Origin of the sequence: Auraticoccus monumenti (genome assembly GCF_900101785.1) — a bacterium.
GTDB classification, from domain to species: domain Bacteria; phylum Actinomycetota; class Actinomycetes; order Propionibacteriales; family Propionibacteriaceae; genus Auraticoccus; species Auraticoccus monumenti.
This window is the reverse complement of sequence record NZ_LT629688.1, coordinates 2,945,438-2,970,871: the sequence shown is the minus strand read 5'-3', so window position 1 is coordinate 2,970,871 and position 25,434 is coordinate 2,945,438. Positions and strand designations below refer to the sequence as shown.

22 protein-coding genes and 1 tRNA gene are annotated in these 25,434 nt (G+C 73.2%); 7 read left to right on the top strand and 16 right to left on the bottom strand.

Features of this window, described 5'->3' with window-relative positions; all coding sequences use genetic code 11:
* Positions 1-34: 34 nt before the first annotated feature.
* From BLT52_RS13730 to BLT52_RS13695, 8 genes are all read right to left on the bottom strand, one after another.
* Positions 35-835: a F0F1 ATP synthase subunit delta gene (locus tag BLT52_RS13730; protein ID WP_090594357.1), complete on the bottom strand. Its 801-nt coding sequence runs from the start codon at positions 833-835 to the stop codon at positions 35-37.
* On the bottom strand, positions 832-1,401 hold the full coding sequence (locus BLT52_RS13725) for a F0F1 ATP synthase subunit B (protein ID WP_090594355.1): 570 nt from the start codon (positions 1,399-1,401) through the stop codon (positions 832-834). The genes BLT52_RS13730 and BLT52_RS13725 overlap by 4 nt, the downstream gene beginning before the upstream one ends.
* A 10-nt stretch (positions 1,402-1,411) precedes the next feature.
* Positions 1,412-1,627: an ATP synthase F0 subunit C gene (locus BLT52_RS13720; RefSeq protein WP_090594353.1), complete on the bottom strand. Its 216-nt coding sequence runs from the start codon at positions 1,625-1,627 to the stop codon at positions 1,412-1,414.
* Positions 1,628-1,682: 55 nt separating this feature from the next.
* Entirely contained in the window at positions 1,683-2,465 is a 783-nt protein-coding gene (atpB, locus tag BLT52_RS13715) for a F0F1 ATP synthase subunit A (RefSeq protein WP_090596769.1), read from the bottom strand.
* A 70-nt stretch (positions 2,466-2,535) separates the two neighbouring features.
* Positions 2,536-2,700, bottom strand: a complete 165-nt coding sequence (locus BLT52_RS21070) for a hypothetical protein (RefSeq protein WP_172804044.1) — start codon at positions 2,698-2,700, stop codon at positions 2,536-2,538.
* Between the two features lie 80 nt (positions 2,701-2,780).
* Positions 2,781-3,320, bottom strand: coding sequence for a hypothetical protein (locus BLT52_RS13705; RefSeq protein WP_157677136.1), 540 nt, complete (start codon positions 3,318-3,320; stop codon positions 2,781-2,783).
* 116 nt (positions 3,321-3,436) lie between these two features.
* Complete coding sequence (locus BLT52_RS13700) at positions 3,437-4,567, bottom strand: MraY family glycosyltransferase (RefSeq protein WP_090594349.1); 1,131 nt, start codon at positions 4,565-4,567, stop codon at positions 3,437-3,439.
* On the bottom strand, positions 4,560-5,960 hold the full coding sequence (locus tag BLT52_RS13695) for an L-threonylcarbamoyladenylate synthase (protein ID WP_231946319.1): 1,401 nt from the start codon (positions 5,958-5,960) through the stop codon (positions 4,560-4,562). Before BLT52_RS13695 ends, BLT52_RS13700 begins: the two co-directional genes overlap by 8 nt.
* A gap of 97 nt (positions 5,961-6,057) precedes the next feature.
* On the opposite strand from BLT52_RS13695, the gene BLT52_RS13690 reads away from it, so the two are divergent.
* A complete protein-coding gene (locus BLT52_RS13690; RefSeq protein WP_090594345.1) occupies positions 6,058-6,687 on the top strand; it encodes a pyridoxamine 5'-phosphate oxidase family protein in 630 nt (209 codons plus the stop codon).
* Entirely contained in the window at positions 6,687-7,607 is a 921-nt protein-coding gene (locus BLT52_RS13685) for an SMP-30/gluconolactonase/LRE family protein (RefSeq protein ID WP_090594344.1), read from the top strand. Before BLT52_RS13690 ends, BLT52_RS13685 begins: the two co-directional genes overlap by 1 nt.
* Before the next feature lie 48 nt (positions 7,608-7,655).
* On the opposite strand, the gene prmC is transcribed toward BLT52_RS13685, so the two are convergent.
* From prmC to lysA, 8 genes are all read right to left on the bottom strand, one after another.
* Positions 7,656-8,504 carry a peptide chain release factor N(5)-glutamine methyltransferase gene (prmC, locus tag BLT52_RS13680; RefSeq protein ID WP_090594342.1) on the bottom strand — a complete coding sequence of 283 codons (849 nt, stop codon included), beginning with the start codon at positions 8,502-8,504 and terminating at the stop codon, positions 7,656-7,658.
* Entirely contained in the window at positions 8,501-9,586 is a 1,086-nt protein-coding gene (gene prfA, locus BLT52_RS13675; RefSeq protein ID WP_090594341.1) for a peptide chain release factor 1, read from the bottom strand. The genes prmC and prfA overlap by 4 nt, the downstream gene beginning before the upstream one ends.
* A 118-nt stretch (positions 9,587-9,704) precedes the next feature.
* Positions 9,705-9,914 (bottom strand): 50S ribosomal protein L31, encoded by a 210-nt coding sequence (gene rpmE, locus BLT52_RS13670; protein ID WP_090594339.1) that lies wholly within the window; start codon positions 9,912-9,914, stop codon positions 9,705-9,707.
* A 121-nt stretch (positions 9,915-10,035) separates the two neighbouring features.
* Entirely contained in the window at positions 10,036-12,228 is a 2,193-nt protein-coding gene (gene rho, locus BLT52_RS13665) for a transcription termination factor Rho (protein ID WP_407922606.1), read from the bottom strand.
* Between the two features lie 413 nt (positions 12,229-12,641).
* Positions 12,642-13,580: a homoserine kinase gene (gene thrB, locus BLT52_RS13660; protein ID WP_090594336.1), complete on the bottom strand. Its 939-nt coding sequence runs from the start codon at positions 13,578-13,580 to the stop codon at positions 12,642-12,644.
* Positions 13,577-14,647, bottom strand: a complete 1,071-nt coding sequence (thrC, locus tag BLT52_RS13655; RefSeq protein WP_090596768.1) for a threonine synthase — start codon at positions 14,645-14,647, stop codon at positions 13,577-13,579. Before thrC ends, thrB begins: the two co-directional genes overlap by 4 nt.
* 31 nt (positions 14,648-14,678) lie before the next feature.
* Complete coding sequence (locus tag BLT52_RS13650) at positions 14,679-16,031, bottom strand: homoserine dehydrogenase (RefSeq protein ID WP_090594334.1); 1,353 nt, start codon at positions 16,029-16,031, stop codon at positions 14,679-14,681.
* Positions 16,032-16,212: 181 nt separating this feature from the next.
* Positions 16,213-17,613 (bottom strand): diaminopimelate decarboxylase, encoded by a 1,401-nt coding sequence (gene lysA, locus BLT52_RS13645; protein ID WP_090594332.1) that lies wholly within the window; start codon positions 17,611-17,613, stop codon positions 16,213-16,215.
* Between the two features lie 123 nt (positions 17,614-17,736).
* Here lysA and BLT52_RS13640 point away from each other — a divergent pair.
* The 5 genes from BLT52_RS13640 to BLT52_RS13620 all read left to right on the top strand — a co-directional run bounded on the left by BLT52_RS13640 (position 17,737) and on the right by BLT52_RS13620 (position 25,433).
* Positions 17,737-17,808, top strand: a tRNA-Arg gene (locus BLT52_RS13640).
* An 81-nt stretch (positions 17,809-17,889) separates the two neighbouring features.
* Entirely contained in the window at positions 17,890-19,161 is a 1,272-nt protein-coding gene (locus tag BLT52_RS13635) for a glycosyltransferase 87 family protein (protein ID WP_090594330.1), read from the top strand.
* 150 nt (positions 19,162-19,311) lie between these two features.
* Complete coding sequence (locus BLT52_RS13630) at positions 19,312-23,217, top strand: multifunctional oxoglutarate decarboxylase/oxoglutarate dehydrogenase thiamine pyrophosphate-binding subunit/dihydrolipoyllysine-residue succinyltransferase subunit (protein WP_172804043.1); 3,906 nt, start codon at positions 19,312-19,314, stop codon at positions 23,215-23,217.
* Positions 23,218-23,228: 11 nt separating this feature from the next.
* Positions 23,229-24,392: a galactokinase gene (galK, locus tag BLT52_RS13625; RefSeq protein ID WP_231946318.1), complete on the top strand. Its 1,164-nt coding sequence runs from the start codon at positions 23,229-23,231 to the stop codon at positions 24,390-24,392.
* Between the two features lie 144 nt (positions 24,393-24,536).
* Complete coding sequence (locus BLT52_RS13620) at positions 24,537-25,433, top strand: ABC transporter substrate-binding protein (RefSeq protein ID WP_090594327.1); 897 nt, start codon at positions 24,537-24,539, stop codon at positions 25,431-25,433.
* Position 25,434 lies beyond the last annotated feature (1 nt).

Here is a 25,434-nt window from a genome sequence, read left to right as displayed (position 1 = left end):
GTGTCGTGCGTGTGTGTTCTGGTGCTGCCGGCGATCACTGCAGCTTGCGACGGGCGTCCTCGAGGCGCGCGGCCACGGTGCCCTCGATGAGCTCGTCCCCGAGCTCGACCCGGATACCACCCAGGACCTCAGGATCCACCACGACGTGCATCGCCACGTCACGGCCCGCCTGGCGCGACAACGCGGCCCGCAGCCGGGCGGCCTGGTCGTCGTCCAGCGGACGGGCCACCCGCACGGTGGCCACCGACCGCTGCCGGGTCTGGGCGGCGAGCTCGAGGTAGCTGTCCAGGGTGCGGTCGAAGTTGTGCTCCCGACCCTTGACCGCCCGCACCGCGAGTGCCGCGGTGGCCGGACGGACCTTGCCCACGAGCAACCTCGCCACGAGCTCCTGGCGCCCCTGCAGCGACCGCGAGCGGTCGGAGACGGCGTGGCGGAGCTCCTGGTCGGAGGCGACCAGGCGACCGAAGCGGAAGAGCTCGTCCTCGATCTCGTCGAGCTCACCCCCGCCGGCGGACCCGCGCAGCTCGGCCCGCACGCCCTGGCGCTCCAGCGCCGCGACGAAGGTCGAGCCGGACGCCCAGCGGTGCTCGGTGGCCGCACGGACCACGGCGAGCGCCGCCTCGCTGACCCGGCCGTGCAGCAGGTTGGTGGCCAGCTGCTGACGGAAGCGGACGGCCCGCCCCGGGTCGGTGAGCGCCCGCCGGACGGCCGGCTGGGACTCCAGCAGGTCGACCACGGCGAACAGGTCGGAGGCGACGGCCACGTCGTGCTGGCCGTCGAGCACGCCGTCCAGCACGGACAGCCGGGTGTCCTCGGCGCGGGTGGTCTGGCTCATGCCGTACCGCTCCCCGCCGTCGTCTGCTGGGCAGCCGGCTGGGACTCGAGGTCGACCAGGAAGCGCTCGACGGTGCGACGAGCACGCTCGTCGTCGTCCAGCGACTCACCCACGATGCGACCGGCGAGGGTGGTGGCCAGGCCACCGACCTCGCTGCGCAGCTGGGCGACCACCTGGGTGCGCTCGGCCTCGATCGCGGTGTGGGCCTGGGACCGGATCCGCGCGGACTCGGCCTGGGCCTCCTCGCGCATCTCGGCCAGGATCTGCGCGCCCTGGTTCTTGGCGTCCTCGCGGATGCGGGCGGCCTCGGCGCGGGCGTCGGCGAGCTGGGCCTTGTACTCGACCAGGGCGGCCTCGGCCTCGCGCTGGGCGGCCTCGGCCTTCTCCATGCCACCCTCGATGGAGGCGCGGCGCTCCTCGTACATCTTCTCGAACGCGGGAACCACCTTCGCCCGCATCACCAGGTAGATCACGACCATGAGCAGGATGCCCATGACGATCTCGGACAGGTAGTGCGGGAGGAGCGGCCCGAAGTCGATCCCTGTGCTGGTCTCCAGGACGGGCATGATCAGGAGCTCAGAGCGGGAGGACGAAGGAGAAGGCCAGCGCCAGGATGGCCAGCGCCTCGACCACGGCGAACCCGATCCACGCGGTGCCCATCATGGCGCCACGGGCCTCGGGCTGACGGGCGGTGCCCTGGATGACCGAGGCGAAGATCATGCCCACGCCGATGCCCGAACCGATGACGGCCAGGCCGTAGCCGATCAGGTTGATGGAGCCGGAGATTTCCATTTGGGGAGTTCCTTTCGGAGGTTCTCTTGAGTGAGAGGTCTGTGGACGGTCGGGGTCAGTGGTCCTCAGCGAGCGACGAAGCCACGTACTGAGCGGTCAGGACGGTGAAGATGTAGGCCTGCAGCGAGCTCACCAGCAGCTCCAGGGCGAAGATCGCGAAGCTGAAGACGAGCGAGGCGCCACCGGCCAGCCGGTTGACGATCCCCTCGGACTCGAAGAGCAGGTAGGCACCACCGGTCACGAAGACCAGCACCACCAGGTGACCGGCGAGGAGGTTGCCGAAGAGTCGCAGGCCCAGCGTGAGCGGGCGGATGACGAAGTTCGACAGGAACTCGATCGGGATGATGACGATCCACAGCGCCGGCGGCACGCCCTCGGGGAGCAGCATGTTCTTGAAGTACTTCATCCCGTGCCGGGCGACGCCGGCCACGTTGTAGATGATGTACGTCAGGGCCACCAGGCCCCAGGCGTAGCCGATGTTGGAGAACGTGGGGAACATCAGCAGCGGGAACAGCCCCATCAGGTTGTTCACCCAGATGAAGGAGAACAGCCCCAGCAGGTACGGCAGGTAGCGACGGAAGTCGTGCGCCCCCAGGGCGTCCAGCGCCACCCCGTTGCGGATGAAGTTGTAGAAGTACTCGTTCATGAACTGCCGCTTGCTCGGCACCGTCCGCAGCTTGCGGGAGGCCAGCAGCCACAGCACGATCACGATCACGGCGGCCAGCACGGCCTGGACGAAGGGCTTGTTGACCCAGTCCGGTCCGCCGAAGCCACCGACGAAGTCGAAGTCCTCCAGGCTCGGGGTGTGCCAGCCACCCTCCTCGCCACCGGTGTCCATCGGGACCGGCAGCCTCATGGGGACCGGCAGGCTCAGGACACCCACGGGGACTCCTCTCTGCGTGCGCCGCTCACGTAGCGACTCCGTAGCGCTTGACGATCATGTAGACGGAGAGCACGATGCCGAGCACCGCGCCGACCGGGAGCAGGAACTGCGTGCCCAGGAAGTGGTCTCCCACCCACCCGAGCCCTCCGTAGACGACCGGTCCGGCGAGGACGTAGGAGAGGACACGCATGCCCTCCCGCTCGCCCGCCGCACTGGCCTTCCGGGTCTCTTCCGAACTGCGCCGAAGACTATCAGCCGGCACGCCGCCGGTCATGCCCGCGACCCCGGCGCCGGTGTGATCTCCGACGCACTGTCGTAGACGCCGCGAGCGGGCGCGTCGGGCTCGTCGTAGACCGGGATCCGGAGACGGGAGTAGGTGCGCACGAGGGCCACCATCCAGCCCACCACGGCGGCCGCGGCGACCATCGAGAGGGCCATCGGGTTCACCCGGGCCTGCGACTCCGGCGGCAGGTTGACCCAGCCCACCACGGCCAGCCCGAGGAGGGCGGTGCGGAGGGCGTAGGACAGCAGCGAGGCCCGCATCAGGGTGCGCGGGTCCGAGCCGGCGAAGCGGATCTGGGTGGCCTGGCCGACCGCGTGGAAGAAGACCACCAGGGCCAGCCCGAAGAGCCCGGAGACCAGCGCGCGGGCGCCGTCGGCCACGGCGAAGCCGATCAGCACGGGGAGGGCCAGGACGTGCGCGCCCACCATCCCGCCGACCAGCAGGCGCCGGGCCCGGTCCGCGAGCACGACAGCCTGAGCGGCGCTGGCGGGCGTTGGCCCGCTGGCGTCGTTGCTCCTGCTGGTCATCGTGGTCGAGATCCTGTCGTCGGCCTAGGTGATCACCCCCGCCGGGGGCTTGTGAAAACTAGCACAATCGGCTCCGGGCCAGCGAACCCGCGGGCCCCCGCGCGACCCCTCCGGGCTCAGGCCACCGGGGTCGCCGGCGTGCTCCGGTCGCGTCCTCCCGGAGGGGGGACGACGGTCAGCACGGCCGCGGCCAGGGCCACCGCGACCACCCCGGCCACCACCCACGGGTTGCGGGTCAGACCGATGCCGATCAACCCGAAGGAGATCAGCCAGGACCAGAGGTAGAGCAGCGCCACGGCCCCGCGGTGGGAGTGCCCGCGCCGCAGCAGCTGGTGGTGCAGGTGCTGCTTGTCCGGCACGAACCACCAGCGCCCGGCCATGGTGCGCCGGGTCCAGGCCAGCACCACGTCCAGCAGCGGCAGCGCCAGGATGGCCACCGGGAGCACCAGGGGGAGGTAGGCCGGCAGCACCGCCCCTCCCCCCGACGCCGACTGCAGCTGGGTGAAGTCGAACTGGCCGGTGAGGCTGATGGTCGCGCTGGCCAGCAGCAGCCCCAGCAGCATCGAGCCGGAGTCACCCATGAACATCTGGGCGGGGAACCAGTTGTGCGGCAGGAACCCCAGGCAGACCCCCGCGATGGCCACCGCGATCAGCCCGGACGTGGTGGCGCGCACCAGGTCCTGGTCGCGGGTCAGGACGTAGCAGTAGGTGAAGAAGGCCAGCGCCCCGATGGCCACGACGCCCGTGGCCAGACCGTCCAGCCCGTCGACGAAGTTCACCGCGTTGGTGCACAGCACGATGAAGAACACCGTGATGGCGATGGAGGTGATGTCGTCCAGGGAGATGATGCGGTCCGGCAGCGGGATCCACATCATCCGGACGCCGTTGATCACCACGATCCCCGCCGCCAGCACCTGCCCGGCCAGCTTGACCAGGGCCGACATGTCGAACACGTCGTCGAGCACCCCGACCAGGCAGATGACCAGGGCGGCGAGCAGCACGTACCCGGCGTCGTGGCTGACCAGCGGCTGGCTGCCCAGGAACGGCAGCCGGGAGGCGACCAGGAAGGCCGCGGCCACCCCGGCCAGCATGGCCACCCCGCCGAAGTACGGGATCGGCACCACGTGCACGTCGCGGTCCCGCACCCCGGCCACCGCCCCCAGCCGCAGGGCGAGCCGCCGGCAGAGCCCGCTCAGCAGGTACGTGGTGCCCGCGGCGACCAGCAGCACCAGGAGGTACTCACGCATCGGGTGCGCGGCCCCGGTGCTCCGTGCCCGCCTCGTCCCGCCCGTCCTCGTCGCCGGTCGCCTCCGGGGCGTCGACCCGCACCGGCGCGACCACCTCGGTCTCCTGCGAGCCGTGCTCCACCTCCACCGAGTCCCCGTCCGGACCGGTGGTGACCACGACCGACTCCGCGGGCACGGGGGCGGGTCCTGCTGCCTCGGTCCCGGCCTCGGGGGTGTCGGTCGGCGCCGCGCCGGAGGTGATCACCTCGGTGCCCGCACCGGTGGTCAGCGTGCGGGTGCCCTCGCCGGTCACCACCTCCGACCCGGAGCCGGCGGTGACCACCTGGGTCCCCTCCCCCGTGGTGGCGACCTCGGTGCCGTCGGACGGCACGACCTCGGTCGCGGCGCCGGCGTCCGGCTCCTCCGTGGCGGTCATGGCTCGCGCGGCCACGCGGCTGCCGTCCGCACCCGTCGTCCCCGCCGACCCGGCGTCGTCCGTCGGCTCGGCGTCGTCCGTCGGCCCGCCGTCGTCCGTCGCCATCCCGGTCGTCCCCTCCGGCGGCAGCGGGTCGTCCGGACCTCCGGTCGCCGCCACGTCGCCGGCCTCCGCACCGGTGGTGCCCGTCTGCGCCTGATCGGTCCCGGATCCCTCGGGCGAGGAGTCCTCGGGGGAGGAGTCCCCGGTGGACGCTGCGGCCGCTGCGGCGGCCTGCCGCTGGGCGGCCACCGTGTCGCTGACCAGGAGCCCGGGCAGGGTCTCCTGCAGGACCTCCAGGCTCAGCACGCCCTCACGGACCAGCACCCCCTCGTCGGACTGGGTGAAGTCCACGATGCTGGAGGCGACCGGACCCGGGGTGGGGCCGGCGTCGAGGTAGACCCGGACCCGGCCACCCAGCTGCTCCACCGCGCTGTCCACGTCGGTGGCGGCCGGCTGGCCGGAGCGGTTGGCGCTGCTCACGGCCAGCGGGCCGGTGCGGCGCAGCAGGGTGCGGGCGACGTCGTGGTCGGGGACCCGCAGCGCGATGGTGCCCTCGGTGTCTCCCAGGTCCATCTGCAGGCTGCGCTGGGCCTTGCAGATCACGGTCAGCGGGCCCGGCCAGTGCCGGGCCACCAGCTGGTCGGCCTGGGTGGGGACGTCGGTGGCCAGCGCCTTGAGGACGCGCGGGTCGGCGATCAGCACCGGGGGCGGCATGTCGCGACCACGGCCCTTGGCGTCGAGCAGCCGCTGGACGGCCTCGGCGGAGAAGGCGTCGGCCCCGATGCCGTAGACGGTGTCGGTGGGCAGGACCACGCACTCGCCGCGGTTGACGGCCTCCCGGGCGGCCGCGGCCCCGCGGGGCAGCTCGTCCCCGGTGCAGTCGAACCGCTCGTAGGTCTGGTCGTCCACCACGTCCGCACTTCCCTGCTCGCTCACGCCAGGCATCCTGCCAGAACGACCCCACCCGGGCCGTCCCCGACGTGAGGGGGTATCCACCTCGCACGGCAGGGCGCCGGACCGACATGATGGGGGCATGGTCGCCGCGAGCCCAGAGGTCGTCACCAGCACCGCCGAGCTGGAGGAGCTGATCGGGCTGCCGCTCCCCCGCACCCGGGACAAGGTCCGGCCACGGCTGACCAGCCTCGACGTCGAGTGGCTGGCCGCCTCCCCGTTCTGCGTGCTGGCCACGTCCGACGCCGAGGGGCGCTGCGACACCAGCCCCAAGGGCGACCCGGCGGGCTCCCTGGTGCACGTCCTGGACGACCGGCACCTGGCCATCGCCGAGCGTCCGGGCAACCGCCGCGTGGACGGCTACCGCAACGTGCTGCAGAACCCCCACGTGGGTCTGCTCTTCGTGGTCCCGGGTCGTGGGGACACGCTCCGGGTGAACGGGCGGGCGCGGCTGCTCCGCGACGCGGAGTGGTTCGACCAGCTGGAGGTGCGCGGCAGCCGGCCGGTGCTGGCCCTGGAGGTCGAGATCGAGGAGGTGTTCTCCCACTGCGCCAAGGCCTTCCTGCGCTCGCGGCTGTGGGAACCGGACTCCTGGCAGCCCGACGCCCTCCCCTCCCGCGCCCGGATCGCCCAGGCGCTGGAGCGTCCTGAGGACGACCTGGCCGAGCTCGAGCGCTACTACGGACCCTCCTACGCCGAGAGGCTGTACTGATGACCTGGACCAGCTCCGACCTGACCACCCCGCCCCTGCTCCCGCTGGGGCTGGAGGTCCTGGACGACCGGTTCGCCGACGTCCGTGGCGACCGGCACGTGCAGCGGCTCTTCGACGGCGGCCGCTGGCTGGAGGGACCGGTGCACGTGCCGGCCTGGCGCTGCGTGCTGTTCAGCGACATCCCCAACGACCGGGTGCTGCGCCTGGACGAGACCACCGGCCGGGTGGACGTCTGGCTGCAGCCCGCCGGGTTCCACAACGGGCACAGCCTGGACCGGGCCGGTCGGGTGCTGAGCTGCGAGCAGGGCACCCGCGGGGTCACCCGCGTCGAGCACGACGGCCGCCGCACGGTGCTGGCCGACCGCTGGCAGGGCGGGAGGTTGAACAGCCCCAACGACGTGGTGGAGGCCTCCGACGGATCGGTCTGGTTCACCGACCCCAGCTACGGCATCGACGACGGCTACGAGGGACACCCCGGCGAGCGCGAGGTCGACGGCTGCCACGTCTACCGCGTCTCCCCCGACGGCACCCTGGACGTGGTCGCACAGGACTTCGACCGGCCCAACGGGCTGGCCTTCTCCGCCGACGAGTCGGTGCTCTACGTCACCGACACCGGTCGCGGCCACGTCCGGGCCCTCGACGTCGACGGCAGCTCCCTCCGCGACCGGGGGGTGCTGGCCGAGTGCACCTCCGGCGGCTTCGACGGGCTGCGGCTGGACTCCCGCGGACGGCTCTGGCTGGCCGCCGGTGACGGGCTGCACTGCCTGGCCCCGGACGGGACGCTGCTGGGGAAGCTGCTGCTCCCCGAGACGACGGCGAACCTCACCTTCGGCGGTGCCCGCGGGAACGTCCTCTACGTCACCGCGACCACCTCGCTCTACGCGGTGATGCTCAACGTGACCGGGGTCCGCCGCCCCTGATCCAGCCCGGTCACCGGCCGTCCCGGGCGGGCACGTCCGGACCCCGGCTCAGTGCCGGACGGCGGTGACGAAGCGGGGACGGTCGTTGAGGTCGCGGTGGTCGCGGACGTCGGACCACCGCCCGTGGTCGAGGAACAGCTGCACCACCGAGTGCTCCTGCACCTCCGCGTGCTCGGCGGCCAGCCGGCCACCGCTGCGGAGCAGCCGGGCGGCCACGTCGGCCAGCACCCGCATCGCGTCCAGCCCGTCGGCCCCGGAGAACAGCGCCAGGTGCGGGTCGTGGTCGCGGACGTCGGCGGCGACGGACTCCCAGGCCTCCAGCGGGATGTAGGGCGGGTTGCAGACCACGACGTCCACCTGCCCGTCCAGCTCGGGGAGGGCGTCGGCCATGTCGCCGGCGTGCAGCTCGACCCCGGTCCCGGCCAGGTTGCGCCCGGCCCAGACCAGCGCGTCCTCGGACAGCTCCACCGCGTGCACCCGGGCCCCTGGCACCTCGTCGGCCAGGGCACGGGCGATGGCCCCGGAGCCGCTGCACAGGTCCACCACCAGCGGTGACGGGCCGAGGCCGGCCAGCTGCTCGACCACCCAGCCCACCATCACCTCGGTCTCGGGCCGGGGCACGAAGGCGCCGGGACCGACCTCCAGGCGGACGTGGCGGAACCACGCCTCCCCGGTCAGGTGCTGCACCGGCGCCCCGGCGGCCCGGCGAGCGAGCAGCTCCAGGAAGCCCTCGTGCTGGGCCCGGTCCATCGCCGCGGCGGTGAACAGGCCGGTCGGGTCGACACCGAGCAGGTGGCAGGCCAGGATCCGGGCCTCCGCCTCGGGGGCCGGGACGTCGGCCCGGCGCAGCAGCTCCGCGCCCTCGCGCAGCTGCCGCTGCAGCGCCGCGCCGCTCACCGGCCGGCCTGCTCGAGCCGCTCGGCCACCTCCACCGCCTGCAGCGCGTCGACCACGGGCTGCAGCGCACCGCCGAGGACGTGGTCGAGGTCGTGGGACTTGAAGCCGATCCGGTGGTCGGCGAAGCGGTTCTCGGGGTAGTTGTAGGTGCGGACCCGCTCGGCGCGGTCGACCGTGCGCACCTGGGAGCGTCGCGCCGCCGAGGCTGCGGCCACGGCCTGCTCCTCGGCCAGCGCGGCCAGCCGGCTCCGCAGCATCCGCATCGCCTGCTCGCGGTTCTGCAGCTGGGACCGCTCGTTCTGGCAGGAGACCACCAGCCCGGTCGGCAGGTGCGTGATCCGGACCGCGGAGTCGGTGGTGTTGACCCCCTGGCCGCCGGGACCTGAGGAGCGGAAGACGTCGATGCGCAGGTCGTCCTCGGAGAGCTCGACCTCGGTCTCCTCCACCTCCGGCATCACCAGCACGCCGGCGGCCGAGGTGTGCACGCGACCCTGGGACTCCGTCACCGGCACCCGCTGCACCCGGTGCACCCCGGCCTCGAACTTCAGCCGGGCGTAGGGCATCGACTCCGGCACGCCGGGGGAGGTGGCCTTGACCGCCACGGTGACCGACTTGTACCCGCCGAGGTCGGTCTGCTGGGCGTCCAGCACCTCGATTTTCCAGCCGGAGGCCTCGGCGTAGCGGGTGTACATCCGCAGCAGGTCCCCGGCGAAGAGGGCCGACTCCTCACCGCCCTCACCGGACTTGATCTCCAGGATGACGTCGCTCGGGTCGTTGGGGTCGCGCGGGGCCAGCAGCCGGGTCAGCTCGTCGGTGAGCTCGACCCGGCGACGCTCCAGCTGCTCGGCCTCGAGCGCGAAGGACTCGTCCTCGGGCGCCAGCTCGCGGGCGGCGCGCAGGTCGGCGGTCACCACGTCCAGCCGCTCCAGCGCCTTCACCGTCGGGGTCAGCTCGGCGTAGCGGCGCCCGATCCGACGCACCCGTGCCGGGTCGGCGTGCACCTCGGGGTCGGAGAGCTGGCGCTCCAGCTCGGCGAGCTCGGCGCGCAGCGCGGGGGCGGCGGCGTCGAAGGCCTCGCTCATCGGTTCTCCCTCACTCCGGCGGTGTCGGCACCGCCGCGGTCACGACCCCGGACACGACGCAGCGGCGCCGGGGAGGCTGGCGGACCAGCCCCCCGACGCCGCTGGGACGCTCGAGGCGTCAGGACTTCTTGGCGTAGCGCTTCTCGAAGCGGGCCACGCGACCGCCGGTGTCGAGGATCTTCTGCTTGCCGGTGTAGAACGGGTGGCAGGCGGAGCAGACCTCGACGCGGAGGCTGCCGCGGTCGCTCGTGCTGCGCGTGGTGAACGTGTTCCCGCAGGTGCAGCTCACCTGGGTCTCCACGTAGTTCGGGTGGACGTTGGCCTTCATGGGATCTCCTCGTCGGTACGGCGCCGGGTCGCCCTGCGACACAGGACGTGAACCGGCACCAGCGGATCATTGTGCCTCAGCGTCCCGGGGCGGGCAACTATTCCGCCCCGGGCGCCGGGCCTCACTCGTCGCCGGGACGAGCCGGGGTGGTCTTGCTGATCACCATCAGGAACTCGGTGTTGGTCTGCGTCTTGCGCATCCGGTTCAGCAGCATCTCCAGCGCCTGCTGCCCGTCCAGGCCCGAGAGCACCCGACGCAGCTTCCAGACGATCTGCAGCTCCTCGCGGCTCATCAGCAGCTCCTCGCGGCGGGTGCTGGAGGCGTCGACGTCCACGGCCGGGTAAATCCGCTTGTCGGCGAACTCACGGCGCAGCCGGAGCTCCATGTTGCCGGTGCCCTTGAACTCCTCGAAGATCACCTCGTCCATCTTCGAGCCGGTCTCGATCAGCGCCGTGGCGAGGATGGTCAGCGAGCCGCCGTCCTCGATGTTGCGCGCCGCGCCGAAGAACCGCTTGGGCGGGAACAGCGCCGCGGAGTCCACACCACCGGAGAGGATGCGGCCGCTGGCCGGGGCGGCCAGGTTGTAGGCCCGACCCAGCCGGGTGATGCCATCCAGCAGCACCACCACGTCGTGACCCAGCTCGACCAGGCGCTTGGCCCGCTCGATGGCCAGCTCGGCGACGATGGTGTGGTCGCTGGCGGGACGGTCGAAGGTGGAGGCGATGACCTCACCGTTGACCGTGCGCTGGAAGTCGGTGACCTCCTCGGGACGCTCGTCGACCAGCACCACCATCAGGTGCATCTCGGGGTTGTTGGTGGTGATCGCGTTGGCGATGGACTGCATCACCAGGGTCTTGCCCGCCTTGGGCGGGGAGACGATCAGACCACGCTGGCCCTTGCCGATCGGGGCCACCAGGTCGATGATCCGGTTGGTCATGTTGGTGGCCGTGGTCTCCAGCCGCAGGCGCTCCTGCGGGTAGAGCGGGGTCAGCTTGCCGAACTCGGGCCGGTTCAGGGCCTGCTCGGGGGAGGCGCCGTTGACGGTGTCCAGCCGGACCAGGGGGTTGTACTTCTCCTTGCGGTCCCCCTCCTTGCCGCCGGCCTTGATCGCGCCGGTGACCACGTCGCCCTTGCGCAGTCCGTGCTTGCGCAGCATCGACATGGGCACGTAGGCGTCGCTGGGACCGGGGAGGTAGCCGGTGCGGCGGACGAAGCCGTAGCTGTCCAGCACGTCGAGGATGCCGCTGACGTCGACCAGGACGTCGTCCTCGGTGATGACGGGCTCGGCCTCGAAGCGCTCGCCGCCCCCGCCGCCGCGGGTCTGGCGCCGGCCCTGGCGCTCACCGCGCTCACCGCGCTCGCTGCGCTCACCGCGGTTGCGCCGCCGACGGCCGCGACGGCCCCCGCCGTCGTCGTCGTAGTCCGCGCCCTGGCTGGACTGCTGACCGCCGCCGTTCTGGCCGCCACCGTTCTGGCCGCCGCCGTTCTGGTTGCCGCGGCGGTCCTGCTGGTCGCCCTGGCGCGCGCCCTGACGGTCCTCGCTCTGGCGTCCGCCCTGACGGTCCTCGTTCTGGCGTCCGCCCTGGCGGTCGTCGTTCTGGCGCCCGGCCTGGCGGTCGTCGCGCTGGCGGTCCTCGCGGCGACCGCCGCGCTCGCCCTGGTCGTCGGAGCGGTCCTGGGAGCCGCCGCCCTGCCGGTCCTCCTCACGCTGGGGCTGGCGCTCGCGAGCCTGCTGGTCACCCTCGCCGCGGGCCGGGCTCTCCTCGCCACGGGTGGTGACGCCGAAGTCACGCTCCAGGCTGGAGGCCACCTCGGCCACCAGGGAGCTGTCGCCCGCGCTGCCGCGCCGACGGCCGCGCCGGCTGCTGCCCTCACGGGCGGTGCCGGTGGCCGGCAGCTCGGCCTGACCCGCCCCGTCCTCGCGGGCCGGCGCCTGCTCGCTGCGTCGCGTCGGGGCCTCGGCGGCACCGTTCGCGGGGCCGCCGTCGGTGGTGCTGGTGGTGGACCTGCCGTCGGCGGCGGTCTGGGTGCCGGCCGGAGCGGCTCCGTCGCCCGCCCCGGCGGTCCGGTCGCTGCGGTCCTGGCGCGGACGGGAGGCGGCCGGGGCCGCGCTGCCGCCGCCGGACTGGCGGTCCTTGATCGCCTCGATCAGCGCGCCCTTGCGCATCGCTCCGGCGCCCTTGAGGCCCATCGTGGAAGCGAGCTGCTTGAGCTCGGGCAGGAGCATGGCCTCGAGCCCGCTGCCGCGGGTGCGGCGGCCGCCGGCCGAGGGGGCCTGGGCGGCGTCGGGGGCCGAGTCGGTGGTGTTGGTCACGCGTGTCCTTTCGACGCGGGGGTCCCTGACCCTGTGGGCCGGTGACATGGATCCCCCGGTGCCCGCATGGGCATCGTTGAGTTCTGATTGAACCGGTGGAGCTGAGGAGCCGTTCACGTCCCACAGCGGCCCGCGCGACGCCTGTGCGTCGGCGAAGGGGGGTGTGGTGACGCCTGAGACGGCGTCGCACCTCGTGTCAGGTGCCGCCCGACCGTCGTGCGGGGCACGTTTCGGACCGGACGCCTGCCACGGTACCACTGCCGGGCCAGCGAGGGGGCACCTGCCGCACCGTCCGCCCCCGCGTGTCCAGCTGCGGCTGCACGACTGCCGCTGCCGCGGACCGCCGAGGCCCCGCCCCCGTCCCGGCCGCCGACGTCGTGGCCACCGGGGCGTGGCGCGCGGGGCGGGCTACGTCAGCCCGAGACCGACAGCACGCGCGCCCCGACCCCGGGACGCAGCACGTGCACCCCGCAGCCCGCCGCCGCACCGGCGCCCGACCCGGCCAGCCAGGCGCGGACGTCCTCGACCCGGTCCTCGGCCACCAGCACCAGCACCGTCGGGCCGGCACCGGAGACCAGGGCGGCGAACCCGGCGGCGCGCAGCGCCCGGCGCAGCCCGTCCGCCGCCGGCATCAGCGGGGCGCGCTGGTCCTGGTGCAGCCAGTCCCGGGTGGCCGGGACCAGCACGTCGAGGTCGCCGGCCAGCGCGTGCACCAGCAGCGCGGCGCGGCCGGCGCCGGCGGCGGCGTCGCGGTGCGGCACCTGGGCCGGGAGCACCCCGCGGGCGTGCTCGGTCAGCACCGACACCTCCGGCACCAGCGCCACCGCCCGCAGCGCCGGGTGCAACCGCCCGGGACGGACCGAGGCGCCCGCACCGTCGCCGTCGGACCAGGTCAGCACCAGCCCGCCGAAGATGGCCGCGGCGACGTTGTCGGCGTGGCCCTCCAGCGCGTGGGCCCGCTGCAGCAGCCACTGCCGGTCCACCGGCTCCCGCGGGTGGGCCAGCGTCCAGCCGGCCAGCAGCCCGGCCACCAGCGCCGCCGAGGAGGAACCCAGCCCACGCCCGTGCGGGATGGTGTTGTGCGACCGCAGCCGCACCCCCGGCAGCGAGAGACCGAGCTCGGTCAGCGCCCCCTCCAGGGTCGCCAGCACCAGGTGGCTGCGGTCACGGGGCACGGTGCCAGCGCCCTCCCCGGTGACCAGCACCTCGCACCCGGCCTCCAGCACGGTGACCTCCACCTCGTCCACCCAGTCCAGGGCGAGGCCGAGGCTGTCGAAGCCCGGGCCGAGGTTGGCGCTGCTCGCCGGCACCGCCACCGTGACCGAGCGGCCGACGGGGACGGCGGGAGTCACCGGGTCAGCCCGCAGACCTCGGCCACCTGGTGCACGTCGGCCTCGACCGTGGTGGCCCCGACGGTGTGCCGGCTCAGCGCGGTGTCGATGTCCTTGAGCCCGTTGCCGGTGACCGTGATCACCACCTGCAGCCCGCGGTCGACCTCACCGGCGGCGTGCAGGGCCATCAGCCCGGCCACCCCCGAGGCCGAGGCGGGCTCGACGAAGATGCCCTCGCGGGAGGCGAGGAAGGCCTGGGCGTCGAGGATCTGGTCGTCGGTGACGGACTCGAACCGGCCACCGGACTCCTCCCGGGCCGCCAGGGCCTGCTCGGCGGAGGCCGGGTTGCCGATCCGGATCGCGGTGGCCACCGTCTCGGGGTCCAGCACCGGGTGGCCGAGGACCAGCGGGGCCGCGCCGGCGGCCTGGAAGCCCCACATCCGCGGGCTCCGGGTGCTGATCCCCTGCTCGGCGTACTGCCGGTAGCCGCGCCAGTAGGCGGTCACGTTCCCGGCGTTCCCGACCGGGAGCAGGTGCAGGTCCGGGGCGTCGCCCAGGACGTCCACCACCTCGAAGGCGGCGGTCTTCTGGCCCTCGATGCGGTCCGGGTTCACCGAGTTCACCAGCGCCACCGGGTAGGCCTCGGCCAGCTTGCGGGCCACGGTCAGGCAGTCGTCGAAGTTGCCGTCCACCTGGACGATCTCGGCCCCGTGCACGATGGCCTGGGCCAGCTTGCCCCGGGCGATCCGACCGGCCGGCAGCAGCACCACCGGACGCATCCCGGCCCGGCAGGCGTAGGCGGCGGCCGAGGCCGAGGTGTTGCCGGTGGACGCGCAGACCACCGCCTTGGCGCCCTCCGCAGCGGCCCGGCTCACCGCCACCGTCATGCCACGGTCCTTGAAGGACCCGGTCGGGTTGGCGCCCTCGACCTTGATCCACACCTCGCCGTCGATCAGCTCCGAGAGCACCGGGGCGTGCACCAGCGGCGTCGACCCCTCCCCCAGGCTGACCACCGGGTCGCCCTCGGCGACGGGCAGCCACTCGCGGTAGCGCTCGATCAGGCCGGCGGTGGCCACCGGTCGGCGCACCTCACCGGGCTGGCTGGTGGGCTGGACCACGTCAGGCTCCTTCCACGCGCATCACGCTGATGACCTCGTGCACCTCCGGCAGCGACCGCAGCTGCTCCACGGTGGCGGAGAGGGCGGCGTCGCGGGCGGCGTGGGTGACGATCACCAGCCGCGCGCTGCCGCCGGTGGGCTCCTCGGCCTCCGCGGTGGTGACCGCGGCGCCGGCGCCGGTGCCCTCCTGGCGGACCGTCTGCAGCGACACCCCGTGCTCGGCGAAGCAGTGCGCCACCGAGGCGAGCACGCCGGTCACGTCGGCCACGGACAGGCTGACGTGGTAGCTGGTCACCACGTCACCGATCGGGGCCACCTGGCGCGCGGCGTAGCTGGACTCGCCGGGCCCGGAGGCGCCGCGGACCCGGTTGCGGGCCACCGTGACCAGGTCGCCCATCACCGCCGAGGCGGTCGGGCCGCCACCGGCGCCGGGGCCGTAGAACATCAGCCGTCCGGCCGAGCGGGACTCCACGAAGACGGCGTTATAGGCCCCGCCGACCGCGGCCAGCGGGTGCGTGCCCGGGATCATCGCCGGGTGCACGCGGACCGAGACCCGCGGCTCGGGGTCGTCGGTCAGGGTGCAGATGGCCACCAGCTTGATCACCGAGCCCATCGCGGTCGCGGTCGCCACGTCGGCGCGGGTGACGTCGGTGATGCCCTCGCGGTGGACGTCCTCGGCCCGGACCCGGGTGTGGAAGGCCAGGCTGGCCAGGATCGCCGCCTTGGCGGCGGCGTCGAAGCCCTCCACGTCGGCGGTCGGGTCGGCCTCGGCGTAGCCCAGCTCCTGGGCCATGGCCAGCGCCTCGGAGAACCCGGCGCCCTCGTTGTGCATCCGGTCCAGGATGAAGTTGGTGGTGCCGTTGACGATGCCCATCACGGTGGTGATCTCGTCACCGACCAGGGACTCCCGCAGCGGTCGGATGATCGGGATGGCCCCGGCCACCGAGGCCTCGAAGTAGAGGTCGGTGCCGGCCTCCTCGGCGGCGGCGAAGAGCGTCGCGCCGTCCTCGGCCAGCAGCGCCTTGTTGGCCGTCACCACCGCGGCCCCGCGGCCGAGCGCGGCCAGGATCAGCGCGCGCGCCGGCTCCAGCCCGCCGATCACCTCGACCACCAGGTCGACGTCGGGGCGCAGCACCAGCCCCATCGCGTCGGTGGTCAGCAGGGCGGGGTCGATGCCGGGACGCTCGCGGTTGAGCCGGCGCACGGCGATCCCGGCCAGCTCCACCGGGCGGCCGATGCGGGCCTCGAGGTCGGAGGCCGAGGTCGTCAGCAGCCGGGCCACCTCGCTGCCGACGGTGCCGCAGCCGAGCAGCGCCACCCGCAGCGGTGCCGGGGAGTCGGGGCGGTCGGTCATCGGCGTTCCTCGTTCTGCTGCGGGCTGGTCCGGCCGGAGGCCGGGTCGGTGGGTGGTCGTGCTCGACACGGCAGATCATGTCGCCTGGGGCGGTCCTGCTCGGAAGATCTTCACCATGTGGGCACGCCGGCGCGGCTGGCGGCCCGTGCGCCGCCCCGCTCCGGCGACGACCGGGGACGGCTCAGCCGACGTCGAGGGCCAGCAGGTCGTCCAGGGTCTCCCGGCGGACCAGGGTCTGCAGCCGGCCGTCGCGGACGCCCACCACGGGCGGCCGCGGGACGTGGTTGTAGTTGCTGGCCATGGAGCGGCTGTAGGCCCCCGAGGCCGGCACCGCGACCAGGTCGCCGGGGGCGACGTCACCGGGGAGGAACTCGTCGCGGACCAGGATGTCCCCGCCCTCGCAGTGCTTGCCGACCACCCGGGACAGCCGGGGCTCGGCCGCCGAGGCGCGGTTGGCCACGGTGGCGGAGTACTCCGCGGCGTAGAGCGCCGGGCGGATGTTGTCGCTCATGCCGCCGTCCACGGCGACGTAGAGACGCTCCGCGCCACCGTCCAGCCGGACCCCCTTGACCGTCCCCACCTCGTAGACCGCCATCGTGGACGGCCCGGAGATGGCCCGGCCCGGCTCGATCGAGAGGTCCGGGACGGTGAGGCCGAGCGCCCGGCACTCGTGCTCGACGATGGAGCGCAGCGAGCCGGCCAGCTCCGCCGGCGTCGAGGGGGAGTCCACCGTGGTGTAGGCGATGCCGAAGCCGCCGCCGAGGTCCATCTCCGGCAGCTCCACCCCGGTGGCGTCGCGGACGGCGGCGTGCAGGGTGAGGATCCGCCGCGCGGCCATCTCGAAGCCCTGCGTGTCGAAGATCTGGGAGCCGATGTGGGAGTGGATGCCCAGCAGGTGCAGCCCCTCGGCGCGGTGGCAGCGCAGCAGCGCCTCCAGCGCCTGGCCGCTGGCGATGGAGAAGCCGAACTTCTGGTCCTCGTGCGCGGTGGCGATGTACTCGTGGGTGTGGGCCTCGATGCCGGTGGTCACCCGCACCATCACCCGGGCCACGACGCCGCGCTCGCGGGTCAGCTCCTCCAGCCGGGCGATCTCGTCGGTGGAGTCCACGATGATCCGCCCGACCCCGGCGTCCAGCGCGGCCTCCAGCTCGGCCAGGGACTTGTTGTTGCCGTGCAGCCCGATCAGCCGCGGCTCGACCCCGGCCCGCAGCGCGACCGCCAGCTCACCACCGGTGCAGACGTCCACCCCGAGCCCCTCCTCGGCCACCCAGCGGGCCACCGCGGTGCAGAGGAACGACTTGCCGGCGTAGTAGATGCGCCACCCGTCGAAGGCCTCGGCGAAGGCGCGGGCCCGCTCGCGCAGGTCGACCTCGTCGACCAGGTAGACCGGCGTCCCCACCCGGGCGACGGCCTCGGTGACCGACATCCCCCCGACCTGGAGGACCCCGTCCGCGCCGCGGGAGGCGGTGCTGCTCCACAGCCGCGGCACCAGGGCGTTGACGTCGGCGGGCAGCCGCAGCCAGTGCGGCGCCCCGGCGGCGGCGTCGGCGTGGATCGACCCGGCCACGTGCATGTGCGTCATGGTCGACAACTGTGACGCACCGGGCCAAGCACCACCGGCCCGACCGCTCCCTGGACGTCCCGGCCGCCGCGCGGGTCGAGGCCGGGCACGGAGCCTGCTAGTCTCTTCCCCGGTCATGCGCCAGCCCCCGTAGCTCAGGGGATAGAGCACCGCCCTCCGGAGGCGGGAGCGAAGGTTCGAATCCTTCCGGGGGCGCATCTCCACCGTCCCGCCGGCCCCCTGGGGCCCGCGGGACCGGCGCACCGGGTGCGCCACCGCCCCGACCCTGAGGACGTGATGACGCTCACCCGGTCCACCGTTCCGCTGCCCGGTTGGGGCGTGCTGAGCGCCTGGGTGGCCACCCGTGCGCTGATGCTGCTGGCCTGGGCGCTGTTCGAGGGCGAGGCCACCGGGGACGTCCTGTACTACCACCGCCGCATCGGCGGGCTGGCCGAGGCCGGCCTGGCCGGCACCCTGATCGAGTACCCGACCCCGGTGGTGTGGGTCCTCTCGCTCCCCTGGGGCCTCGGCGCCGGCACCCAGGCGGGCTACCTCGCGGTCTTCGTCGCGATGATGCTCGCCCTGGACGCGTGGCTCACCGTGCTGCTGCACCGCTCCGGCACCTCCCCCGCGGCCGTGCTCTTCTGGGTGGCCTTCGTGCCGGTGCTGGGCCCGCTGACCGTGCTGCGCTTCGACATGGTCCCGGCCGTGCTGGCCGGGGTGGCGCTGCTGTGGGCCGCCCGGCGTCCCGCGGTGGCCGGCGGGTTGGTGGCCCTGGGTGCGGCGATCAAGCTGTGGCCGGCCCTGCTGCTCCCGGCGCTGCTGGGAGACCGCACGCGCCGTGGGCGGACGACGGTGGGGTTCCTGGTGGTCGGGGTCGGGCTGGCCCTGGTCAGCCTGCTGGCCGGCGGCTGGACCCGGCTGCTCTCCCCGCTCACCTGGCAGTCCGGCCGGGGCCTGCAGATCGAGTCCGTCTGGGCCACGCCGGTGATGGTCTGGCACGCCCTGGCACCGGAGCTGCACTCGGTGGGCATGTCGCGCTACCAGGCCTTCGAGGTCTTCGGCCCCGGCGTGGGCCTGTGGACCACGGTGGCCAGCGTCTCCACCGTGCTCGGGCTGGTGGTGGTCGCCGTGCTGGCGGTCCGCGCCTGGCGCAGCGGGGGCACCGAGCCGCTGCAGGCCGCCGCGGTGATGGCGGCCGTCGTCGCGGTCACCATCCTCACCAACAAGACCCTCAGCCCCCAGTACGTGCTGTGGCTCGGCGGGCCGGTGGCGGTGCTGGTGCTCCGGCTCGGCGCCTCGACCGTGCCGGCTCCGGTGCGGCGCGCCGTGGGCGTCCTCGCGCTGGCCACGCTGGTGCTGGCCGCGCTGACCCACCTGATCTACCCGGTGGCCTACGGCCCGCTGGTCTACGACCCCTCCAGCCCGCTGCACCCCTGGGCGGTGGCGCTGCTGGCGGTGCGCAACCTGCTGGTGCTGGCCCTCACCGCCGGCGCCGTGGCGCTGGCCTGGCGGCTCACCGGGCGCGTGCAGCCGGCGGTCCGGCCGACGGTCGACGCGACCGCCTGAGGGCCGCGCCCGGCCCGGTTCCCGGCCTCGTCGCGACACGGACCACTCGGGCACTGGTATGACTCCGCGGACGGGGTACAGGTTGGGTAGCATCGACGGGTGCCCTGACAGGCACCGCACCGCAACCGCTCAGACCGGAAGAAGGCGATCGTGGCCACCGCGCCCGGACCCACTGACTCAACCTCCACCGACACCGCAGACGACTTCGGCGCCAACGACTGGCTGCTGGAGATGATGTACGAGCAGTGGAGCGAGGACCCCAGCTCCGTCGACGCGAGCTGGCAGGCGTACTTCGCCGAGCACGGCGACCCGTCCGGCAACGGCGGGGCACCCGCCCCGACCCGGGCCGCCTCGGCCCCCGCGCCCGCCGCGTCGCGCCCCGCGACCGAGCCCGCGCAGGCCCCCGCCCCGGAGCGAGCGCCCGCCGCCGAGCCGGCCCGCGGGTCCCAGGCCCCCGCGTCCAACGGCAGGCCCGCCTCCGACGCCGAGCCCGCCGCCGGAGCCAGGTCCGCCGCCGCGAAGCCCGCCGCCGACGCCCAGCCCGCCGGCGCCACCCAGGCCCGCAAGGCGACCGTCGAGAAGCCCAACCAGGTCAAGGACACCCGACCGGCCCGGGCCGGCAGCCACGGCGGCGTCCCCGCCGACCCGCCGAACCCGATGGTCCGCCCGGACGCCACGCAGCGCGAGCCGCGGCGCACCCAGCTCCGGGGCGCCCCGATGCGCACCGCCAAGAACATGGAGGCCTCGCTCACGGTCCCCACCGCCACCAGCGTGCGGTCGGTGCCGATGAAGCTGGTGATCGACCAGCGCGTCGTCATCAACAACCACCTGCGCCGGGCCCGCGGTGGCAAGGTCTCCTTCACCCACGTGCTCGGCTACGCCCTGGTCAAGGCGCTGCGCGGCGTGCCGGCGATGAACAGCTCCTACGACGTGGTCGACGGCAAGCCGACCCTGGTGGAGCCGGAGCAGATCAACCTCGGCCTGGCCATCGACCTGCCCGGCAAGAACGGCACCCGCCAGCTGCTGGTGCCGAGCATCAAGGGCTGCGAGGACCTCAACTTCGCCCAGTTCTGGGCCGCCTACGAGTCCCTGGTGCAGAAGGCACGGGCCGGCAAGCTGGAGGTCTCGGACTTCGCCGGGACCACCATCACCCTGACCAACCCGGGCACCATCGGCACCAACCACTCGGTGCCACGGCTGATGCAGAACCAGGGCGCCATCATCGGCGTCGGCTCCATCGCCTACCCCCCGGAGTTCGAGGGTGCGGACCCCGAGCGGCTCAACGACCTCGGTGTCTCCAAGGTGCTGACCCTCACCTCCACCTACGACCACCGCATCATCCAGGGCGCCCAGAGCGGTGAGTTCCTGGCCCGGATGCACCAGCTGCTGCTGGGTGCCGACGACTTCTACGACGACATCTTCGCCTCGCTGCGCATCCCCTACGCCCCGATCCGCTGGGCGACCGACATGTCCAGCCACCACGAGGACCAGGTCTCCAAGCAGGCCAAGATCTTCGAGATGATCCAGGCCTACCGGTCCTCGGGTCACCTGATGGCCGACACCGACCCGTTGGAGTACCGCCAGCGCCACCACACCGACCTGGATGTGCAGACCCACGACCTGACGCTGTGGGACCTGGACCGGGAGTTCGCCACCGGCTCCTTCGGCGGGGCCAAGCCGATGATGAAGATGCGCGAGATCCTCGGGGTGCTGCGCGACTCCTACTGCCGCACCACCGGCATCGAGTACATGCACATCTACGACCCGCGCCAGCGGGACTGGATCCAGAAGCGCGTCGAGCGCCCGCACGTCGACCTCCCCCGCGAGGAGCACCTGCGGATCCTGGACAAGCTCAACGAGGCCGAGATCTTCGAGACCTTCCTGCAGACGAAGTTCGTCGGCCAGAAGCGCTTCAGCCTCGAGGGCGGCGAGTCCACCATCGTGGTGCTGGACGAGCTCTGCGAGCAGGCGGCCAGCGCCGGGCTGGACGAGGTCTGCATCGGCATGCCGCACCGCGGCCGGCTCAACCTGCTGGCCAACATCGTCGGCAAGTCCTACGCCCAGATCTTCCGCGAGTTCGACGGCAACATCGACCCGCGCACGGTCCAGGGCTCCGGTGACGTCAAGTACCACCTCGGGGCCGAGGGCCAGTTCTCGGCCATGAACGGCGGCACCATCAAGACCTCGGTGGCGGCCAACCCGTCGCACCTCGAGGCCGTCAACCCCGTGCTGGAGGGGATCGCCCGAGCCAAGCAGGACGTCCTGGACCGCGGCGCGGAGTTCCCGGTGCTGCCGGTGCTGATGCACGGCGACGCCGCCTTCGCCGGCCAGGGCGTGGTGCTGGAGACGCTGCAGATGAGCCAGCTCCGGGGCTACCGCACCGGCGGCACCATCCACGTCATCGTGAACAACCAGGTCGGGTTCACCACCTCCCCGACCGAGTCCCGCTCCTCGGTGTACGCCACCGACGTGGCCAAGACGGTCGGCGCGCCGATCTTCCACGTCAACGGCGACGACCCGGAGGCCTGCGTCCGGGTGGCCCGGCTGGCCTTCGAGTTCCGCACCGAGTTCAACAAGGACGTCGTCATCGACGTCATCTGCTACCGCCGCCGCGGGCACAACGAGGGCGACGACCCGAGCTTCACCCAGCCGCTGATGTACCAGCTGATCGAGCAGAAGCGGTCGGTGCGCAAGCTCTACACCGAGGCCCTGATCGGACGGGGCACCATCTCGGTGGAGGACGGCGAGGAGGTCTTCAAGCGCTTCCAGCAGCGGCTGGAGAGCGTCTTCACCGAGGTCCGCGAGGACGCCGGCGCCGAGGACCCCTCCTACCGCCGGGTGCCGCAGTACCCGCGCAAGGCCGAGGGTCCCGGGACCACCGCGATCACGCCGGAGACGCTCAAGCAGGTGGCCGACGCCTACACCAACGTCCCCGACGGGTTCACCGTGCACCCCAAGGTGCTGCCCCAGCTGCAGCGCCGCGCCGGGGCGATCACCTCCGGCCCGGTGGACTGGGCGACGGCGGAGATCATCGCCTTCGGGTCCCTGCTGCTGGAGGGGCGCGACGTCCGCCTCAGCGGTCAGGACAGCCGCCGCGGCACGTTCAGCCAGCGCTTCGCCGCGGTGGTGGACCGCGGCACCGGTGAGTCCTGGGTGCCGCTGCGCAACATGGAGGACGAGCAGGGCCGCTTCTTCATCTTCGACTCCCTGCTCAGCGAGTACGCCGCCCTCGGCTTCGAGTACGGCTACTCGGTGGCCCGCCCCGAGGCGCTGGTGCTGTGGGAGGCCCAGTTCGGCGACTTCGTCAACGGCGCCCAGACCATCACCGACGAGTTCATCGCCGCCGGCGAGGCCAAGTGGACCCAGAAGTCCGGCGTGGTGCTGCTGCTCCCGCACGGCTACGAGGGTCAGGGGCCCGACCACTCCTCGGCGCGGCTGGAGCGCTGGCTGCAGCTGGGGGCGGAGGACAACATCACGGTGGCGGCCCCGTCGACCCCGGCGAGCTACTTCCACCTGCTGCGGACCCAGGCGCTGAGCAAGAAGCACCGCCCGCTGGTGGTGATGACGCCGAAGTCGATGCTGCGCAACAAGTTCGCCACCTCCGACCCCTCCGACTTCACCGAGGGCTCCTGGCGCCCGGTGCTCGGCGACCCCACGGTCACCGACCCGTCCGCGGTCACCCAGGTGGTGCTGTGCTCGGGCAAGGTGCGCTGGGACCTGATCAACCAGCGGGCCAAGAACGGCACCGAGGGCTCGGTGGCCATCATCGCGGTCGAGCAGCTCTACCCGCTGCCGGCCGAGGCCATCGCCGAGGAGCTGGCCCGCTACAGCCACGTCGAGGACATCCGCTGGGTGCAGGAGGAGCCGGAGAACCAGGGCGCCTGGAGCTTCATCTCCTACCACCTGGTCGACGCGGTGGCCGAGCACCTCGACGGGCGCCGGATCACCCTGCGGCCCTTCACCCGGAAGGCCTCCGCGGCCCCGTCGGTGGGTCTGGCCAAGGTGCACGAGTCCGAGCAGCGTTCGCTGATCGCCGCCGCCCTCGCCCAGGACTGAGGGCGGCGCCCGTGACGACGACGTCCACCACCGCGCTGACGGTGGAGGAGGTGACCCGCCAGCACACCGAGCTGACCGGCCACGCCCCCGACGGGGTGTGGGCGGCACCGGGGCGGGTCAACCTGATCGGTGAGCACACCGACTACAACGACGGCTTCGTGATGCCGTTCGCGCTCCCCCAGCGGGCCCTGCTGGGGGCGCGACGGCGTGACGACGAGCAGTGGTTGATCGCCTCCCTGGACCTGGACGAGTCCAGCCTCCTCGGCGTGGAGGACCTGGTCCCGGGCAGCCCGGGCTGGGTGTCCTACCTGGCCGGGGTGGTCTGGGCGCTGCGCGAGGCCGGCCACGCGGTGGGCGGGGCGGACCTGGTGCTGCACTCCGACGTCCCCCTCGGTGCGGGGCTGTCCTCCTCGGCGGCCCTGGAGTGCGTGACGGTGGCGGCGCTGGTCGACCTGTTCGACCTCGACATCGCCCCGCTGGAGCGGGCCAAGCTGGCCCGCCGGGCCGAGAACGCCTACGTCGGCGCCCCGACCGGGCTGCTCGACCAGGCCGCCTCCACCCTCTGCCGCGAGGGCGAGGCGCTGTTCATGGACTGCCGCAGCGGGGAGGTGGAGCAGGTCCCCTTCGCCCCCGGCGAGGAGGGGCTGGAGGTGCTGGTGCTCGACACCAAGGTGCCGCACTCCCACGTCGACGGCGAGTACGGCGAGCGCCGCGCGAGCTGCGAGGAGGCGGCCCGGCTGATCGGCGTCCCCGCGCTACGGGACGTCACCGACCTGGAGGACGCCCTCGGCCGGCTCCCCGAGGACCGGCTCCGCCGCCGGGTCCGGCACGTGGTGACCGAGAACGCCCGGGTCCTGCAGGCCGTCGAGGTGCTGCGCGCCGGCCGGATCCGCGACCTGGCACCGCTGCTGGACGACTCCCACACCTCCATGCGCGACGACTACGAGATCACCGTGCCCGCGGTCGACCTCGCGGTGGAGACCGCACGGGCCGCCGGGGCGCTGGGCGCCCGGATGACCGGTGGCGGGTTCGGCGGGTGCATCATCGCCCTCGTCCCCGCCGGGAGCGCGGACGAGGTGGGCGCCGCGGTGTCCACGGCCCTGACCGGGGCTGGGCACCACGAGCCCCGCTGGTTCACCGCCTCTCCCTCGGCCGGGGCCCGGCGCATCGCCTGAGGGTCGCGGGGTCGGCTGGCACGTCGGGGCGCAGGTGACGACCGGGTATCGATCTGGTCGCGATCCCGCGCCCCGGGGCGCGCCGGTGACGCGGAGGTGTCAGGATGGCGAAGCCCCACCGCAGAGCGAACCAGGAGACCTCCCGTGAAGTCACGCCACACCATCGCCGTCGCCGCCCTGAGCGCCCTCGTGCTCGGTCTGGGGGCGTGCGGCTCGGAGTCGCTGACCACCGAACCCGCCCCCGGTGGCGGCGGCGAGCCGGCCCCCGAGGTGACCGTGGACGAGGCGCTCAAGGCCCGGCTGCCGCAGAGCATCCAGGACTCCGGCGTGATCCGCGTCGGCACCGACGCCAGCTACGCCCCCAACGAGTTCCTCGACGCCGACGGCGAGACCGTGATCGGGATGGACGTCGACCTCTTCGACGCGGTGACCGCCAAGCTCGGCGTGACCGCGGAGTACCAGCCCTCCAGCTTCGACACCATCATCACCGGGGTCCAGGGCGGCAAGTACGACGTGGGCGTGTCCTCCTTCACCATCAACGAGGAGCGGACCCAGCAGGTCAACATGGTGAGCTACTTCGAGGCCGGCACCCAGTGGGCCGCGGCCGCCGGCAACCCCGAGGGCGTCGACCCGGAGGACCCCTGCGGGCTGGTGATCGCCGTGCAGACCGGCACCGTGCAGCAGGAGGAGGACCTCCCCGTCCGCCAGGAGGAGTGCGGCGACGAGCCGATGGAGATCCTGCCCTTCGACGGCCAGGACCAGGCCACCAACGCGCTGGTGAGCGGCCGGGCCGACGCCATGCTGGCCGACTCCCCCGTGGTCGCCTACGCCGTCCAGCAGACCGGGGGCCAGCTGGAGACCGTCGGTGAGATCTACGACGCGGCTCCCTACGGCTACGTGGTGCCCACCGAGCAGCGCGAGCTCGCCGAGGTGCTGGCCGAGGCGCTGACTGCGGTCGAGGAGGAGGGCGCCTACACCGCCGCGCTGGAGAAGTGGAACGTCGAGGACGGCGCCATCGACGACTTCACCGTCCAGCCCTGAG